We start from the raw sequence: 18,160 nt of genomic DNA on the forward strand, positions 1-18,160 counted from the left end.
TAGTTTTGCGGTTAATTTAGCAAGTACACACCAAACTGAAAATCCTCGTGGATTTTCAGAAGTAGGCGAGGACAAGCAATTACCTATAGCCATTGTTAGCCACTGTTGTTTTTTAATTTTATATTCCATAAATCGTCCAAGGCATTATCTAATTCATCTTCAACTTTTAGATTCCCTTTAGTTTTATCCATAAATTCCAAAGAAAGACTGAACTCACAAAGAATATCATAACTTTCTTGAGAGGTCAAATTGTTTGAATTAGTCCATTCCCATATGCTTTTATTGTCTGATAATGCAATATCAATTAATTGCTCTTTGTATTTTGAAAATTCCTTACTCCTTTTTACTCGTTTTCCTAATTCAGATTTTATGGTTTCGTTTGTTTCTTCTTCGTATAGTTCCGTGATTGTCAAAATTCCATCTTCATATCCCTGTTCGGTTAGAATCGCATTAACCATACGAGTTGTCGGTTCCGTTTGCAGTGGATATTGAAAAGCCAATAGGTTATGCAAAAAAACATTTAGAGCAGAAATGTCAAGATAATGATGCCTGTTCACCTCTTTTTCGATACATATTTTATCAATCCACTCTGGTAGACTTTCATTCCAATCAGAATCATTTAAAATATGAAAAATTTTATTTTTATACTTTTTCCAACGCTGTTCATATTCGGTTCTTCTTTGGATAAAAAGTTCGTGATTTTCTGATATTTCAAAGTCAGTTATTTGTTTCTCAACATAGTTAACAAGTTTTTGAACTGAATCTTTAATTTCAGTCAACTTATCAATTTCTTTTCTTGTTAATTGTAGGTGTTGCATTCAATTGCGGCTAACTAGGGTATAAAAGCACTCCCTAAATGGTTGTTGAAAAAGTACAAAAAACCTTGCAATTCCTGCGGATAGGCTGCTTTAAATGCTTCCAAGCGTTTTTAAATGGGAATAATCGCTTGAAATCGGGTAGTGCCGAGGATAGAACGCCTATAAATTCTTTCGGTAGGTACGCCGGCGTTTGTGTGTTACGGGATCAAAATGCTTCCACATTTGCCGTATGGCCACATTGTCCTCCAGTTCGGGAGTGCGGATGCAGTTCACAATGCCCTTTTGCGTAAACGTCTGGTGGTATTCATTAAAAATAATGGCGGTTACCCCCTTGTTTTGATAATTGGGATGTATGCCAATAAGATAAAAGATTACATCCTTGCTGTGCCTTTTGGCCTTTAGCAGATGAAAGATTCCCGTAGGGAACAAGCGGCCCTTCGCTTTTTGCAGGGCTTTGGAAAAAGAGGGCATCACAATGGCAAAGGCCACCAGTTCGTCTTTTTCATCCACCACAAACTTAATGTACTCCGGGTTTATAAAGCTGATGTACTTCTTTTTAAAATATTCCTTTTGCACATCGGTGATCTTCACAAAGGACGACAGCCGGGAGTAGGTGTCGTTGAACAGGTCGAACATCTTGTCCACCCAGGGCATGATGTCCTTGCTCTTTTCAAAATTGATCTCCCGGAGGCCATACCGTTTTTTTACCAGCAAATTGGCCTTGTAGAACAGTTTGGGGTCCGCTTTTGCGGCCAAAAACTTGTTTTCCAAATATTCTTTTTCCTTCACAAAACTATGCGCCTCATAATGTGATTGGTAATAGGGATGGTTGTACCAGGTGATCATGGTGCCAATATGGTCAAAGCCCTCGGTGAGCACACCCACCTTGTCCAGGTTGGAAAAGCCTACCGGCCCCTCCATATAGTCCAGTTCATTTTGTAGGCCAATTTCTGCCACTTTATCCAACAGGGCCTTCGACACTTCTAGATCGTCCACAAAATCGAACCAGCCAAAACGCATTTTCTTGAGGCCCTGTTCCTTCACCTCCAACCAATTGATGATGGCGGCGACACGTCCCACCAACCTATTGTCCTTGTAGGCCAAAAAGAATTGCGCCTCCGCATTCTTAAAAACAGGGTTTTTGGTCGCATCAAAAGATTCCATTTCATCTTTGATGATAGGGGGGACCCAGTAGAGGGAATCCTTGTACAGTGCAAAGGGGAATTTTACAAACTTTTTTAGGTCCGCTTTGGAGCCGACCTTTTTAATGTGGACCATACATTGAGTTTTGCAAGCCCAATATTAGGAATATTCCGAACAGTAGAAAAGGGAATGTGGCAAAACTTAAAAGTCGATTTCGTCCTTCTTTTTTCTCTTTTGTTTTTTGCCCTTCTTCTTTGAAGCGTTTCTTTTGATCTTCCCATTTTTTCCCCCACTTTGTTGGTCGATGGGAATCAGCACGTCCTTGTGGAAGTCCAATCGGTAGGAAACTCCGGCAACGGCGAACAGGCGGGAAGGCGAATCCTTGAAATTGGCCCCGAGATGAAAATCGGCCTGAAAATTTTCGTTGAAAAGATGTGCCAATCCAGTGCGCAGCAATAAATCGGACCGACGATCACTTTTGATGCCCTGGTTTTCCACAAAAACACTCCATTTGGGGTTTCTAAAAGAGTGTGTAACGGAAACCGCATAACTCCATTCCGGAAAGTCCGTACCGATTCGGTCGTACGCAATGTTGGAAATAAGCACGAAACGGGGGGAGAGCCTGCTTTGCGTGGCCACCGCACCGCGATAGGAAATATTGGGATCGCCCAAGTAAAACGGATTGTCGCCCAAAGTAAAAGTGGCCCCTCCATACAGTGAAACCGCTGGAATCAGGTTTTTCCATTGAAAAACATTGTTGGCCCTCCAGCTATATAGGTTGGGCTTGTTGGCCTCAGGATTTTTAAAGGGATCAAAGATCAAATATTTGGCCCCAATCCGGTTGCGGGTAAAATCCGTTAAGGTCTGGTCCGCCGTCAATCCTGAAAAATCTATGCTTTGGGTAATAAAGGAACCTTCGTACACAAGCTCCAGCTGCTCAAAAAACAGTCCGTAACGCAGGGCAATGTCGGTCCCGAAAATATTGGAGTCGAAATTGAGGTCAGCGTCATCCTGTTGCTCATAAAACAGTCCCACCTCGGCCTGCACCACATTCTTCCCCACAGCGTAGGCGCTGACCGCCCTTCCGGGTCTGTTGGAATTGATCACATCCGTGTATTGCGCCGACAGGGCCATTGGAACCATTACGAAGGCGAAAAGTGTCTTTCTGACCAGGGAAAAATCCATATAACTTATTTTAATACTATTTTATGATACGTTTCAGGTTTGTAAAGGACTAACAATGTAATTTTGCCGCAATAGCTAAGGTTATATGGTTATACTACAAACGATATTACTCTTAATATTAGTATACTACGGTCTCAAATTACTGTTGAAGTGGTTGGCGCCCAAACTCTTCAATTATGCCATGAAGAAGACCCAAGAACGTTTTGGGCGACAGTTTGACGGGTATGGTACTTCGCAAAAGAGGCACGATGCGGAAGGGGAGACCACCATTTTTAAAAACCCTTCCCAAGGGTCCAGACCCACAAAAAAAGTTGGAGAATATATAGATTTTGAAGAAATTGACTAATATTTGTCGATTCAAAAGCTATCCATGAACTTTTCTCCCAAAGGCCTTATCACCCACGGTTGCGTAATTGCCTTCTTCATACTTGCAGCGCTTGTATACTTTTATCCCGTGTTGCAGGGCAAGGCCATATATCAATCCGATATTGCGCAGTACAAGGGCATGGCCAAGGAAAGGAACGACCACAAAGAGTTGACGGGGGAAGAGTCCTACTGGACCAACAGTGCTTTCGGGGGCATGCCAACCTATCAGTTGGGAGCCAACTACCCGCATGATTATATCAAAAAATTGGACCGTTTGATTCGGTTTTTACCCCGACCTGCAGACTATTTGTTTTTATACCTACTCGGTTTCTACATCTTAATGTTGAGTTTAAAAGCAGATTTTCGCTTAGCTGTTTTGGGGGCATTGGCCTTTGGGTTTTCAACATATCTGATCATTATTTTAGGTGTTGGACACAATGCCAAGGCGCATGCGCTGGGGTATATGCCCATGGTTTTGGGAGGAATTGTATTGGTGTTCCGAAAAAAATACTTGCTTGGATTTATTCTGACCGCACTGGCCATGGCGCTCGAAATCAATGCGAACCACTATCAGATGACCTATTACTTTATGTTGTTGGTCCTGATTTTGGGTTTGGTGCAATTGATTTATGCCATTAAGGACAAAAAACTCAAACATTTTTTTGCTTCTATCGGAATTTTGGTCCTGGCCGTGGTGCTTTCCATTGCCACCAATGCCACCGGCCTGATGGCCACAAAGGAATATGCCGACTGGAGCACGAGGGGAAAATCGGAACTGACCGTAAACCCCGATGGAAGTCCTAAAGAGCCTTCCGCTGGATTGGACAGGGAATACATTACCCAATACAGTTATGGAATCGCCGAATCACTCAACCTTTTTGCACCGCGATTGTTCGGGGGGTCTGGCAACGAGGATTTGGGCAAGGATTCCAAGGCCTATGAGTATTTGACCGATCAGGGACTGCCTCCAAGCAAGGCGTTGGAACTGTCCACCGGATTGCCATTGTATTGGGGAGACCAACCCATTGTAGCGGCACCGGCCTATGTAGGGGCCATTGTGTTCTTTTTGTTCATTTTGGGATTGTTCTTGGTCAAGAGCAAGCACAAATGGTGGCTCTTGGCGGGAGCTGTGCTGTCTTTGCTTTTGTCCTGGGGGAAAAACTTTCCGACGCTTACCGATTTCATGATCGATTATTTTCCACTTTATAACAAATTCAGGGCTGTGTCTTCGGTACAGGTGGTTTTGGAACTCTGTTTGCCGGTTTTGGGCATACTCGCCGTTCACAGACTTTTTAAATCTTCCGTAGGAAATAAAGAGAAACTGAATGCGCTTAAATGGAGTTTTTTCATCACCCTAGGATTGGGGGTTTCCATTTTCTTGCTCAAAGGCTTTTTCGATTTTGAAGGCCTAAGGGATGATACGTACAGGAGGTATTTTGGCGACGAATTGATGACCATGATTCAGCGGGACAGAGAGGCAGTGTATATCCATGACACCTTCCGTTCCATAATTTATGTTGTGCTGGCTGCTGCCACTTTATGGTTTTTCGTTAAGGAGAAGATTGGGAAGAACTTGTTTGTCTTTATTTTGGGCGGGTTGATTTTGTTTGATTTGGTCGGTGTGGGACGCCGCTATGTGAACGAGGATGATTTTGTACGTCAGCGAATAATGAACACTCCGTTCCAAGCCAGTCAAATTGATGAGATGATACAGCAAGATCCAAGGGTATTCCGCGTCTTTGATCCGCAAGAAGGGTTGAATGGTGCACGAACGTCCTATTTCCATAAATCAGTTGGTGGGTATCATGCGGCGAAGCCAAGGGCATTGCAAGAGTTGTTCGATTACCATTTGTACCAAAACAACTTGTCGGTGTTGAACATGCTGAACGTAAAATATGTGATCCAACAGGATGAAGAGGGGAAAAGCTTCCCTGCCCTGAACGAGGACGCCAATGGCAATGCTTGGTATGTGGAGCGTTTGGTTGCGGTAGGTTCACAAAATGAGGCGATTTTGGCCCTGAGGGATTTTGATTCAAAGGATGAGGGCATCATCAACACCAGGGAATACCCTCAGGTGACCAAGCTCAGCTTCGAAAAGGATTCTTTGGCCCATATAGAACTGGTGGACTACCGACCCAATTATCTCAAATATAGAGCGACCAACACCAACGATGGATTTGCCGTTTTTTCAGAAATGCATTACCCGAAGGGATGGAAAGCCTCAGTGGATGGCCAACCCCAGCCTATTTATAGGGTCAACTATGCTTTGCGGGGCATAAAGGTACCGGCCGGGGAACATGAAATTGAATTCACATTTGAGCCCGAGGTGGTGCAAATGGGAAGTCAAATTGCCTTGGGGGGATGCATCGTTTTGGGCTTGATCATAGTAGGAGGGATAGGGTATTCGCTTCGACCCAAAAAATCCAAAAAGGAATAATGCAAAAAGTTTTGGTCATAACGTATTATTGGCCTCCCGCTGGAGGACCAGGGGTACAGCGGTGGCTGAAATTTGTGAAATACCTGCCGGATTTTGGTGTGGAACCCCTTGTTTATGTTCCCAAGAACCCAAATTACCCGATACTAGATGAGCAATTGGCAGCGGATATCCCGCAAGGGGTCCAAGTGATTCAACAGCCGATTCGGGAACCTTATCGTTGGGCGTCCCTGCTGTCCAGAAGCAAAACCAAAAGCATCAGTTCCGGGATGATCTCGGAAAAGAATCCGTCCATATTGGAAAAACTGTTGCTGTGGATCCGTGGCAATCTCTTCATACCCGATGCCCGTAAATATTGGGTAAAACCTTCCATACGAGTCCTTTCATCGCTTATTGAAAAGGAGGGGATAAGGACCATTATTACTACGGGACCTCCCCATAGCCTGCATCTCATCGGTTTGGGTTTAAAGAGAAAGTTCGATATACAGTGGATAGCAGATTTTCGAGATCCCTGGACGTCCATTGGATATCAAAAAAAATTGGGATTGACCCGGGCTTCGCAAAAAAAGCATGAGCACTTGGAGCGTGAGGTGCTGAACACTGCCGATAAAATCATCGTCACCAGCCCCACCACCCAAAAGGAATTTGAGCGTATCACGAGTAAGCCCATTCGGGTCATTACCAATGGCTTTGATGGGAGATTGGTGCCGACCGCATTGGATGATGCGTTTACCATCTCGCATTTGGGATCTTTGCTCACGGGACGGAATCCCATTTCGCTTTGGGAAGTACTGGGCGATTTGATTCGTGAAAACAAACGCTTCGGCAATGCACTGAAAATCCAGTTGGCTGGTGTGGTAGGGGGAGAGACGCTTTCATCCTTGGAAGATTTTGGTCTGATGCCCTATTTGGAACTTATGGGCTATCTATCCCATGACCAAGTGGTAAAAGTGCAGCAGAAGTCGCAGGTGCTGCTTTTGTTGGAGATTGATTCAGAGGAAACAAAGGGCATAATACCAGGAAAACTTTTTGAGTATCTGAACGCTGGACGTCCCATCCTGGCCGTTGGACCCGAAAATTGGGATGCGGGAGCGATTGTTTCTGAAACCCAAGCCGGCAGGGTTTGTGTCCATGGGGACAAAGCCACCATAAAAGCTGTACTTTTGGATTGGTTTGAAAAGTATGAATCGGACCGATTGCAGATTGACGCCAAAGGGGTGGAAAAATACCATCGAAAAAAACTTACGGGTGCCTTGACCAATATTATACAATGGGAATTGTCTTAAAACAGTCCATCAACAATGTCGTGATCACTTATGCGGGCTTTCTTGTTGGTGCCGCGAACACCTTGTTTCTATATACCCATATTTTATCGGATTCCCACTATGGCTTGGTCACCTTTATCTTGGCTTCTGGTGCCATATTGATGCCGCTCCTGGCTTTTGGCGCCCATAATGCGATGGTTCGTTTTTATAGTCAGTACAAGGATTCGGAAAAGGACCGTTTTCTAAGTTTGATGCTGATGGTGCCACTGCTCGGCATACTCCCTGTGGCAATCTTGGTTTGGTTGTTCCAAGAACCGCTTGGCGCACTGGTGTCGAGGGTGAACCCCATGGTAAAGGATTATTTGTGGTTTGTGGTTTTGATTGGCATTGCGATGGCCTACTTTGAGGTGTTCTATTCGTGGTGCAAGGTTCATTTAAAGTCGGTTTTTGGGAATTTCATGAAGGAGGTTTTTGGACGAATTGGGGTGACCGTATTGCTTATCATTCTTTATTTTGAGATCATTTCCTTGGACAGTTTTTTCATTCTTTTGGTAGGTTTATATGTGCTTCGGACCTTGATCATCAAGATATATGCATATAGCATTCACTGGCCACGTTTCAGCATTGCATTTCCATCCAACACCAAGGATATTCTTTGGTATTCGCTGTTGCTTATTTTGGGCGGTTCCGCTGCACTCATTTTGTTGGAGATCGATAAGGTGATGCTCAACCAGTTCGTGAAGATTGAAAATGTGGCATATTATGGAGTGGCCGTTTACATTGCCACAGTTATCATAGTCCCGTCAAGGGCTATGCACCAAATTACATATCCATTGACTGCCGAGCTACTCAATTCAGGGGGCAAAGACGGGCTGGACAGTTTGTACAAAAAGACATCGTTGACCTTGTTTATTGCCTCAGGGCTTGTTTTTCTCTTGATCATATTGAACTTGGAGGAACTGTACCTATTGCTTCCAGCGTCGTATCGTGGCGGTTTTTTGATTGTTTTTTTGATAGGGTTGGCCAAGGTTTTTGACTCACTTTTGGGAAACAACAATTCAATTTTGTTCAATTCAAGGTTTTACAAGACCATATTGCTATATGGAATTGGGCTCGCCGCACTTACCATTGCCCTTAATTTGGTATTGATTCCCAGATATGGCATGGAAGGGGCCGCTTTGGCAAGCTTTGTCTCCATTGTACTTTTCAATTTGGCAAAACTGTACTTTGTCTGGAAAAAATTTGGATTTCTTCCCTTTACCGCGGCCACGTTCAAGGTTTTGTCCACACTTTTGTTACTGGGAGCCTTATTTTGGCTGGTCGATTTTTCCTTTCATCCCGTGTTGAACATAATCTTGAAGTCAGGATTGATCGTGATGATGTATTTGGGGATTTTGTACCGATTTAATATATCTGACGATATCACCGGATTTCTTTCAAAATGGCTGAAAAGAAAAACCCCGTAGCGGACGTATCCAACTACGGGGTAAACAACTAACCAACCTAAAAACAATCTTTATTGTTTCCTGGAGCTTCTACCTTTGGCTCCAGTAGAATTACTTCTGCTATATCTTGAAGCGTTTCCAGAATCTCGTTTGACCGTTGTTCTGGTCGCTTTGGAAACTGACCTCTTTTGGGTATTTCCTCTACTTACCACTGACCTTTCTGTACTTCGCTGTTGGGCCTGGGGCCTTTTATAAGTACTTTTGGTGGTCCGTGAGACTGTTGTTCGATTTGGACTCTTGGTAACCTGTCTGTTGGTTACGGTTCTCCTGTCCGGGGTTTTTGTCACCCTTGTTTGTTCAACAGTTCTGCTGCTTCGCTGCGATACGGCATTTCCTTTTCTATAATCGTTTCGTTCAACATTTCTATCTACAGTCGAGGCTCTCCTGGCACTATTGTTAGATCGAGATATCCCTTCGCCTTTTCTGTAACCATTACGATTTACATCCCTATCTACATTGGCAGTTCTCCTCACACTGTTGTTTGATCGAGCTACCTCGTTACCTCTTCGGTGATCATCATTCCTTCTGGAAACATCATGGCCACTTCTGGCATAATCTCCCCTTCTAAGGACATTGTTGTCGCGGACGGACACTCTTCTATCATTTCTATAGATATCGGCCCTACGGCTGTGATACCTGTTGTCGTTTCTATATACCCGTCCAACTTGAGCGTATGATCTACGGAAATTGTTCCTGTACGGGCCATAGTATGTATATCGAACCGGGTTGTAATACCTTCTATAAGGGCTAGTGTACACATTACAGAAACCAACGGTAGGTCTTATGAACCATCTATGGTATGGCCTATACACATAATGTCTATTGTATATGTTGATGAATCCGGTATGGTGACTAAAAACACCACCTCTATAAAAGATATTCAGTCCACCAATACGTCTTACAAATCCATTACGATACCAGATGTTTACATCACCAATTTGATTTACCCTTCCATAGAAGTCATAAAATATGGGGATATTTTCAACCTGCACCACTGCACCAAAATCATCATATTGTACAAAAGGGTTATAATCATATCCGGAATTGAAGGTAACTCCAACATTCCCGATTCGAGCCCCAACACCAATATTGACCCTATTGTCCATAAAGAAATCAAACTCACCATCGGGATATACTGAAAAAGTCACCCCATTTTCTACGAAGATGAATGAGTTTCCGTAACCAAAAGTTGTTGCTACGGCTGAGTGATCCAATTTGGCAGCTTTGGTACCCAGTGTACCGAAAGCGACCGCTGCTATCAAGAGTACTAACTTTTTCATATTCCAAAGGTTTTAAGTTCAAGATGCAATTATTTGCATCCACCTAGCTAGTAGCAATCAGCGTGCCAAAAATTATATATAATTGATAATCAGTATATTATAATTTATAAGTTATTCTTTTATGATGAACATGGATCTCCTGTTCAATTGGTGTTCTGCATCGGAGCAGCGTACGCCATTGGAGCATTTGTTCAGCAATCGGGTTTCTCCATAACCTTTGGCCGAAAGTCTGGAGCGCTCAATTCCATTGTTGACGAACCATTGCAAGGTGGCCTGCGCTCTTCTGTGCGACAAGCGCATATTGAAACCATCACTGGACCTGGAGTCGGTATGGGACTCGATGTGGATCTTCAATTGTGGATATTCTTTCATGGCCTCAAGGATTTTGGCCAGTTCCACTTCGGCATCGGGTCTGATGGCATATCGACCGTAATCAAAATAGATGGGTTGAAGCGTCAATCTGCATCCAAGGTCGTTAGGTGGACAATCAGAAGGTGACAGTTGTAAATCTACTACTTCCTTAGTTTTATCCCCACGAACCGTTATTGTTTTCTCGGTGGGACTATATTCCATTTCCTCGTATTCGCCCCGCACACTGTACTGTTTATTGCAACCGACAAGATCATCGAACGTATAGCTTCCGTCCGCACTTGATATGGTCTGTGCAATTTTTTCATTATCCTCGTTCAGCAAGGTCACCAAGGCACCCTGCAAGGGCAGTTTGGTCTTGGCATCGGTGATTACTCCCTGTACCGATTGCACCGCACAGGACTCCCTTACCTTATATATGTCATCGGACGCACTGCCTTCGCCACCAGTTCGATTGGAAGAGAGAAAACCGATTTGTTTTTCCTCATCCATGATGAAACCAAAATCGTCGTAATTGGAGTTGATAGGTTTTTTTAGGTTGGTCACATTTTGGTAACGGCTGTCCCCGTCCAATGAGATTGCAAAAATATCCAAGCCTCCCAGACCAAGATGACCATCACTGGCGAAGTATAGGATGTTGTTCTTGCTGATATAAGGAAATGTTTCCCTGGCTTCGGTGTTTATATCGGGCCCTAGGTTTTTGGGTGCCCCGTAGGAGTTGTTCCCCAAAATCTCCACATACCAAAGATCGGATTTACCACGGCCACCACTTCTGTCAGATGAAAAGTATAGTCGTTTTTCATCAGGGCTCAACGCAGGGTGGGCTGTGGCGTAGCCATCATTGTTGAACGGCAACTCGGTAACATTGGTCCATGAGCCATCCTCTTTTTTTTCCGCTTTATATATCTTCAGGGTTATTTCCCTATCCTTGTTTTTTCTTTTTTTGCCATCCAAATAGTTGTTTCTGGTGAAATAAACCGTCTTTCCATCCTTGGTAAAAGCAGGCGTGGATTCATGATAAGGGGTGTTTATATCCCCTTTTAACGGAGTGGGATTGGCGAGATTGCTTTCATCGTCAAGCGTAGCTTCAAATAGATCTAGATACCTAAGTCCTGTCCACTCGTGGGTTTTGCTTCCCTTGGTATTTTTGGAGGAGGAAGCGTAAACCAATTTATCCTGATAAAAGGCAGGGCCAAAGTCCGAACTGGACAACCCATCGGTGATGTTTACCACTTCATATTTTTCTGAAGTACTATACACCAAGCTATCCAGTCTCGGGTAACCTTCCATAAAGTTGTTTGCGAGATTTGTGGTTGATGAAAGGGATGCGAACTTTCCCATCATTTTTTTGGATTCATGGTATTCCCCGATACTCTTGTAGCACTGTGCGGTCCTGTAGTAATATTCAGGTTCCAGATCGGTGGGATACTTATCAATGAGCCTTTTGTACCATTGTACCGCATCCGAGTATTCCCCGTTGAAGTAGTAGGTATCGCCCAAGTTTTTATATATCTGAGCTGATTCATAGCCACTTTTGACCACTTTGAGGTAGATTTCCCGTGCATCAATATATGCGTAGGCTTCAAAAACCTCATTAGCCTTATTTATGTTACTTTTCTGTGCTTGGACTCCCAAGGTGAACAATCCTGCAAACAAAAATGTTATTGAAATCTTTCTGTACATCCTTATTTTTTTAAAAGAATCTGGGGGTCAGGACTCGATCCAATCTATTGAACACATCAAATCTTAGGAAAACCTCATACGAACCATTACTATAATCTTCTATCGCCGTGGATTGATAATCATAGGCCACACCTGCGAAAACAGACCTCGATATTTGAAAACCGACCAAAGCACTAATCGCCGCGTTCCATCGATATGAGGCCCCCAGGGCATTTTTCTCATTTATTAGAAAGTTGGCAGAAGCATCCCATTGCAATGGTGCCCCACTGACAAACTTGACCAATGTGGCAGGTTTGAATTTCAGGCTCGGACCCAGGTTGAAAACATATCCCATAATGTAGAAATAGTGCAATCGCTCCACCGCAATATCATTCACATTTTGATTTTCAAGGGAACTTTCGTCAAAATGTTTGGAGTTCAGGAAGTTTGGCACGGAAACCCCGGCATAGAACTGTTCTGTTCGATAATAGATACCTGCCCCAACTTGCAAATTAAATCTTTGGTCCACATTATTTTGGAAGAGTGCATCGTTGGGATCGGACAATTCAAGTCTGCTATAATCCACGTCCAGGAGATCTACGCCCGCTTTCAGACCGAATGAAAGTTTGCTTATAGTATAGGGCGCCATATTGATGGAGTAGGAGTAATCCACAACTGCGTTGGATTCAATGGCCGGACCAATTTGATCGTGTACTATGGAAAGTCCCAGTCCCATATTTCTATAAAGCCCAGTTGGAAAATTCACGGTAAAGGTCCCGGTTTGTGGGGAACCATCGAGGCTTACCCATTGTGTACGCCCCAAAACCCCGAAGCTCAATACCTCCCTTGATCCCGCATAGGCAGGATTAACAATTTGGGTGTTATACATATATTGGGTATACTGCGGGTCTTGTTGTGCTACCGCCACTTGGGCAATCAGGAGCCAAAAAATCATATAGTTCCACTTGGCCCTTTGCAAATTGATTGTCATTCTGTTCAAGTTTGTTGTTTTTGGTGCTGATTTTTTTGGCATTAATCCCTGCTTATATAGAGATATCCTGAATAACTTTCCTCCCCAGGATTGGAACCTACAAAAGTCAGGACATAGAAGTAGGTGCCGGTTGGAAGCGCCCTTTCCTGGGCAACGGTCGTTCTTCCTTCGGATTGTCCGTTAAAAAACCTGTTGCTTAGTCCATAACCTTCTGCCTCAAAGACCAAAACACCCCATCTATTGAATATTTTAAGTGAATTGTCTGGATAATTTTCTATACCCCTGATTTCAAAGAAATCATTGACATTATCCCCATTGGGAGTTATTCCATTAAAGATTTTAAAGTTGGGATCCACTGGGTTCGTTGGATCAATGCAGCCATCCGACACTGGGGTCAACACTTCATCAGAATCGTCGGTGATAGGATTGTTTGTGACTTCTTCCAGTGCACTTACCTGAGCTTGATTGGTTACAACTCCTGCATCTATGTCCGCTTGGGTTATAGTATACTGGGCCTCGTAGGTCCATATTTCATTAAAGGACAAAACACCATCATTGTTGATGTCATTACCCGTCAAGGGACCTGTTATGCCATTTTGCAACAAAGGGTCGACAATGCTTATCTGATATAGGCTTATCGTTCCGGTATTTTCAACTGTGAAGGTATATTGGATGGTTTCTGCGCACTCGTCTCCATCCAAATCCAATAGCGTTGCCGCTTTGATCAAGTCAATGCATGAAATGGCGGCACATGCGCCTGCTACCGAGGTGATGGTGCTGTCATCCTCACTAAAGCTATTGTCATCTGAAAGGTCAGAAACTTGACTGGATGTCAAAACTTCCATGGCACTGACCTGGGCTTGGTTGATTACCTGACCTGTGTCAATATCATTCTGTCTAATAGGATATTGGGCCTGAAAAGTCCACGTTTCATTGACGGAGAGAATGCCATCATTATTAATATCGTTGCCAAGCAGGGGACCACTAATGGTACTTTGAAGCAAGACATCGGTTAATACTACTTGCTGCAAATCTATTGAACCGGTATTGGCCACTGTAAAGGTATACTGGATTGTCTCCGGACATGCATCACCATCAAGGTCCAACAATGCCCCTCCTGCAGTTTTGATAAGCCCAATACTAGCTTGTGCAACACAAGTTCCTGCCACCGAAGTGATTGTCTGCTGGTCTTCAGCAAAGCTGTCATCATCAGAAAGGTCGGAGACAGGATTGTTCGTGCCCGTTTCACTGGCCGTAACAGTCGCTTGGTTTGCAACCTGCCCGGCATCCAGATCCGGCTGGCTTATGGGATATAGTACTTCATAGGTCCAGGTTTCGTTCAAGGATAGAATACCGTCATTGTTGACATCACTTCCCTGGGAGGGCCCTGCAATCTGTCCACCCAAATTGGCATCACTCAAAACCACTTGATTCAGGTCTGATGCCCCTATATTGCTAACGGTAAAGACATATTGTATGGTCTCGGGACATCCATCCCCATCAAGATCTAACAAAGATCCGGTTTTGATAAGTCCAATGCCAGCCTGTGCAACACAGGTATTGTTGGCTCCCAGAGGAGTGGTAATTTCGACCATGTCCGAAACTTGATTATTTGTGCCCTGTTCAAAAGCAACAACTTGAGCTTGATTGGTGATCGATCCTAAATCAATGTCATTCTGGTCTATTGGATAGATCGCTATGAACGACCATGATTCCAATGGAGATAAAAGACCATCATTATTATCATCACTGTTCGGTTGCGGACCATTTATATCACCGCCCAACATGGGATCATTAAGCACAATCTGATCGAGCGTTAAGCTACCTGTATTGGTAACCAGGAAATCGTATCGGATGGTTTCAAAACAGTTATCCCCATCCAAATCAAGAAACGATGCTATTTTAATTAGGCTGATGTTAGCCTCCGAAACACAAGCTCCTACAACCGAGGTGATTGTCTGCTGATCCTCCACAAAGCTGTCATCGTCGGAAAGGTCGGAGACAGGATTATTGGTGCCCAGCTCAAGAGCAACCACATCGGCCTGGTTAGCGACCTGTCCAGCATCGATATCGGGCTGGGCAATTGGATATTGGGCCTCGTAGGTCCAGGTTTCATTTACGGAAAGAATACCATCATTGTTGACATCACTTCCTTGGGTAGGTCCGGAAATCTGCCCTCCTAGATTGGCATCGTTAAGGACTATTTGTTCTAAATCCAACGAGCCTATATTTTGTACGGTAAAAATGTAACCAATGGTCTCCGGACATCCATCGTTGTTCAAATCGAGCAGGGCACCACTATCCGATTTGATAAGGCCGATATTCCCTAGAGAAAGACAGCCCCCCACTGTTGAGGTCGTAGTGGTATCGTCTTCACTAAAACTGTTGTCATCGGACAGGTCGGAAATTTGGTTGTTTGTTACCACTTCGAAAGCAGTGATATCCGCTTGGTTAACTACTTGCCCAGCATCGATATCCTGCTGTGTCATGGGATAGATGCCCTCATAGGTCCATGATTCGCTTACCGAAAGAATTCCATCGTTGTTGAGATCACTCCCTTGAATCGGACCTGCTATTGGACCTCCCAAAATGGGATCGTTAAGCACCAACTGATCCAGTTCAATGGAACCGGTATTGGCAACGGTAAAGGTGTAACGGATGGCCTCCGCACATCCATCAATATCCAAATCAACCAAAACCCCGTTCTTGATGAGACCAATGCCCGCCTGCGCAACACAGGCTCCAACCACGGAAGTAACGGTTTGCTCGTTTTCATTAATACTGTCATCATCAGATAGATCTGAAATTTGTGTATTGCTACCTACCTCAAAAGCGGTTACATCGGCTTGGTTCAACACCTGTCCGGCATCGATATCCTGTTGCGTTATGGGATATAAGGCTTCGTAAGTCCATGATTCGAACACGGAGAGGATGCCATCATTGTTTAGGTCGCTTCCCTGGACCGGACCAGTAACCAGGCCTCCTAATTTCGTATCGTTGAGCACAACCCGATCCAAATCCATACCTCCAGTATTGAACACTGTAAAGGTGTAATGGATGGTCTCTGGGCAGCCATCACTATCCAAATCGACCAACGCACCTGGGGCTTTTATTAGACCAATATCCGATGGGCTGCAAAATCCCATCATGGACGTAACGGTCTGGTCGTTCTCATCAAAACTATTGTCATCAGAGTGATCGAACAAAAAGATGTCAAAGCCAACAAGCTTGCCTTCAACCAGGGCATCATTTGTTATAGATCCGTTTGTTAAATCAGCCAGTGTTATGGCGTATTGCGCTTCATAGATCCAAACCTCCCCTGCTTCAAGTACAGCATTCCCGTTACCGTTATTAACTAGCGTTGGTGCCACACCCCCTAGAAGGTCATCGGTCAAACCAATTTCTTCAATATCTGCCTGTCCAACATTTTGAAGGGTAAAGGTGTATTGTATGGTCTCGGGACATCCATCGCCATTTAGATCCAAAGGACTTCCCGTTTTTATAAGCCCCATTCGGGCAAAAGCCCCTGTGCAGACTTCATCATAGGGTGAGGAGGTTGGATCATCCAATGTTGGTCCAGTTCCATATGCCCCGAGCCCAGCACTATCTTGACCATCATCATCTGAAAGATCGGAAATTTGAATTCCCTGGCCCACAGTTTCCGCAAATATTGTGGCTTGGTTTATAATGGTTCCGGATTGATTAAGATCGGCGGAATATAGTGCTTGGTATTGCCATTCTTCGCCGGGGTTCAGGATCCCATCATCGCCCACATCGGAATTGGGGGCAGGGCCCGGAACAGTTCCCCCCAATAAATTATCCTCCAAAACAATATTGTGCAAATCGAGATTTCCTATATTCCTTACTGTGAATGTGTACAGAAAATTTTCAACGCATGGTGGATTACTACCATCCAAGTCAACATAGGACCAGCCCTTAACAAGTCCGATGCTTGCATTTTGGCAATTGGAGAGGTCCACAATGGTAGGTCCATCAGCAGAAGAATCTGAAGGGTGGGAGATGTCATTAACGGAAATTCCCTGGCCTTGAACATCGGCGGTAACGGTTGCGGCTTGTGTGCCAAAAAAACCATTTTCAAGGTCATTTTGTGTGATGGGGTAGTTGAAATTAAATGTCCAGGTTTCTCCCTGAGAAAGAATCCCATCGCCACCTACTCCGCCAGTATCTCCCGAAAAATCTCCTGGATTGGGGCCGGCAAGCACCCCTCCCAAATCTGGATCGGTTAAAACAATATTGATAAGGTTTTCTGCATTGGTACTTTCGTTGGTAATGGTAAATGTAAATGGAATGCCTCCACAATCCGATCCGTTTAGTACAGGGGCCGATTTAACCAAGGTAATGCTGGGCACATAAAGGCTATTGGTCATTTCAGGCTTTTCCATAAGGTGTGTGCCGAACGAGGCTATTTCCTTTTTTTCGCCCAACACCCCAAGTTCTTGGTCCATAGCCTTGTGCAAAAGGACAGGTATAGATAAAAGCAACAAACTGGCCAAGGAACCAATAAGTTCTATTTGTCGTTTTCTTGTTTTGGTTTTATGGGAGCACATAGTATTGGAGTTAGTTGTGTAAGTGAAATTCTTTGCAAAAGAGGATATGAAACCCTGCGTTCGAGGGAATTTTTTGTTGTGTTCCCAGCCGAAAGGGGTTGTGTGACAATAGGACCCATTTTTGGGTACGGCAACTTTGAAGGAAGTGGAGCTTCTTCTGTACCGTATTTTTAGAAAAAAAGGTGCTTAGTAAAAGTCTTGTCAAAGCCGATTTGGTTTGCCCGGTCCATTTATGAAGGACATGCCTATCTTATGTATGGACACGTGTTTATACAAATTTTTCATTTTTAACCGGTTGAAAGGACCACCACTTTACCAAAGGGCGATATGATTTGACGAAAAAGGCATTTAGATTGATTGAAATTTGTCAGAATGGTCAATAAACCAGGATTCGTACCTCAGGTTCTATTTTGGAACTGGTCTGTAAGCAGTTTTGGAACAGGGCAAAAAAGTACTGGGCTTACGTTGAAATGCCAAGATTGCAAAAGAGAGCCTGCAGCGGCCCTCTTTTTGAAAATTCTATAGGTTTGGTCTATGTAATGTGTTTTTTTGCCTATGGGCCAGCAGGGGATTT

11 protein-coding genes are annotated in these 18,160 nt (G+C 44.0%); 4 read left to right on the forward strand and 7 right to left on the reverse strand.

Annotated features, from left to right (window positions below; all coding sequences use genetic code 11):
- Positions 1-95: 95 nt before the first annotated feature.
- From K7G75_RS09720 to K7G75_RS09730, 3 genes are all read right to left on the reverse strand, one after another.
- Positions 96-818, reverse strand: a complete 723-nt coding sequence (locus K7G75_RS09720; RefSeq protein ID WP_222984056.1) for a hypothetical protein — start codon at positions 816-818, stop codon at positions 96-98.
- 159 nt (positions 819-977) lie between these two features.
- Positions 978-2,096 carry a GTP cyclohydrolase gene (locus K7G75_RS09725; RefSeq protein WP_222984057.1) on the reverse strand — a complete coding sequence of 373 codons (1,119 nt, stop codon included), beginning with the start codon at positions 2,094-2,096 and terminating at the stop codon, positions 978-980.
- A 66-nt stretch (positions 2,097-2,162) separates the two neighbouring features.
- Positions 2,163-3,146, reverse strand: a complete 984-nt coding sequence (locus K7G75_RS09730) for a transporter (protein WP_222984058.1) — start codon at positions 3,144-3,146, stop codon at positions 2,163-2,165.
- Between the two features lie 85 nt (positions 3,147-3,231).
- Here K7G75_RS09730 and K7G75_RS09735 point away from each other — a divergent pair, with 85 nt between their 5' ends.
- From K7G75_RS09735 to K7G75_RS09750, 4 genes are read left to right on the forward strand one after another with little or no spacing between them, the layout of a single operon-like run.
- Positions 3,232-3,492 carry a DUF4834 family protein gene (locus K7G75_RS09735; protein WP_222984059.1) on the forward strand — a complete coding sequence of 87 codons (261 nt, stop codon included), beginning with the start codon at positions 3,232-3,234 and terminating at the stop codon, positions 3,490-3,492.
- A gap of 24 nt (positions 3,493-3,516) precedes the next feature.
- Positions 3,517-5,949 (forward strand): YfhO family protein, encoded by a 2,433-nt coding sequence (locus K7G75_RS14890; protein ID WP_222984060.1) that lies wholly within the window; start codon positions 3,517-3,519, stop codon positions 5,947-5,949.
- Positions 5,949-7,232, forward strand: a complete 1,284-nt coding sequence (locus K7G75_RS09745; RefSeq protein WP_222984061.1) for a glycosyltransferase family 4 protein — start codon at positions 5,949-5,951, stop codon at positions 7,230-7,232. Before K7G75_RS14890 ends, K7G75_RS09745 begins: the two co-directional genes overlap by 1 nt.
- Positions 7,217-8,677, forward strand: coding sequence for a lipopolysaccharide biosynthesis protein (locus K7G75_RS09750; RefSeq protein ID WP_222984062.1), 1,461 nt, complete (start codon positions 7,217-7,219; stop codon positions 8,675-8,677). The genes K7G75_RS09745 and K7G75_RS09750 overlap by 16 nt, the downstream gene beginning before the upstream one ends.
- 50 nt (positions 8,678-8,727) lie before the next feature.
- On the opposite strand, the gene K7G75_RS09755 is transcribed toward K7G75_RS09750, so the two are convergent.
- From K7G75_RS09755 to K7G75_RS09770, 4 genes are all read right to left on the reverse strand, one after another.
- Positions 8,728-9,996, reverse strand: coding sequence for a hypothetical protein (locus K7G75_RS09755; protein ID WP_222984063.1), 1,269 nt, complete (start codon positions 9,994-9,996; stop codon positions 8,728-8,730).
- A gap of 111 nt (positions 9,997-10,107) precedes the next feature.
- The gene (locus K7G75_RS09760; RefSeq protein WP_222984064.1) at positions 10,108-12,048 is read right to left on the reverse strand and encodes an OmpA family protein; all 1,941 of its coding nucleotides are present in this window, start codon (positions 12,046-12,048) and stop codon (positions 10,108-10,110) included.
- Positions 12,049-12,058: 10 nt separating this feature from the next.
- Positions 12,059-13,018, reverse strand: a complete 960-nt coding sequence (locus K7G75_RS09765) for a PorP/SprF family type IX secretion system membrane protein (protein WP_222984065.1) — start codon at positions 13,016-13,018, stop codon at positions 12,059-12,061.
- Between the two features lie 41 nt (positions 13,019-13,059).
- Positions 13,060-17,586, reverse strand: coding sequence for a gliding motility-associated C-terminal domain-containing protein (locus tag K7G75_RS09770; RefSeq protein ID WP_222984066.1), 4,527 nt, complete (start codon positions 17,584-17,586; stop codon positions 13,060-13,062).
- Between the last annotated feature and the right edge of the window lie 574 nt (positions 17,587-18,160).

Source organism: Flagellimonas meishanensis, assembly GCF_019880545.1.
Taxonomy (GTDB): domain Bacteria; phylum Bacteroidota; class Bacteroidia; order Flavobacteriales; family Flavobacteriaceae; genus Flagellimonas; species Flagellimonas meishanensis.

Coding starts and splice junctions, on each gene's coding strand:
- K7G75_RS09765 (WP_222984065.1), bottom strand. CDS start 13,018: ATGACAATCAATTTGCAAAGGGCCAAGTGGAACTATATGATTTTTTGG.
- K7G75_RS14890 (WP_222984060.1), top strand. CDS start 3,517: ATGAACTTTTCTCCCAAAGGCCTTATCACCCACGGTTGCGTAATTGCC.
- K7G75_RS09750 (WP_222984062.1), top strand. CDS start 7,217: ATGGGAATTGTCTTAAAACAGTCCATCAACAATGTCGTGATCACTTAT.
- K7G75_RS09745 (WP_222984061.1), top strand. CDS start 5,949: ATGCAAAAAGTTTTGGTCATAACGTATTATTGGCCTCCCGCTGGAGGA.
- K7G75_RS09725 (WP_222984057.1), bottom strand. CDS start 2,096: ATGGTCCACATTAAAAAGGTCGGCTCCAAAGCGGACCTAAAAAAGTTT.
- K7G75_RS09755 (WP_222984063.1), bottom strand. CDS start 9,996: ATGAAAAAGTTAGTACTCTTGATAGCAGCGGTCGCTTTCGGTACACTG.
- K7G75_RS09770 (WP_222984066.1), bottom strand. CDS start 17,586: ATGTGCTCCCATAAAACCAAAACAAGAAAACGACAAATAGAACTTATT.
- K7G75_RS09760 (WP_222984064.1), bottom strand. CDS start 12,048: ATGTACAGAAAGATTTCAATAACATTTTTGTTTGCAGGATTGTTCACC.
- K7G75_RS09735 (WP_222984059.1), top strand. CDS start 3,232: ATGGTTATACTACAAACGATATTACTCTTAATATTAGTATACTACGGT.
- K7G75_RS09720 (WP_222984056.1), bottom strand. CDS start 818: ATGCAACACCTACAATTAACAAGAAAAGAAATTGATAAGTTGACTGAA.
- K7G75_RS09730 (WP_222984058.1), bottom strand. CDS start 3,146: ATGGATTTTTCCCTGGTCAGAAAGACACTTTTCGCCTTCGTAATGGTT.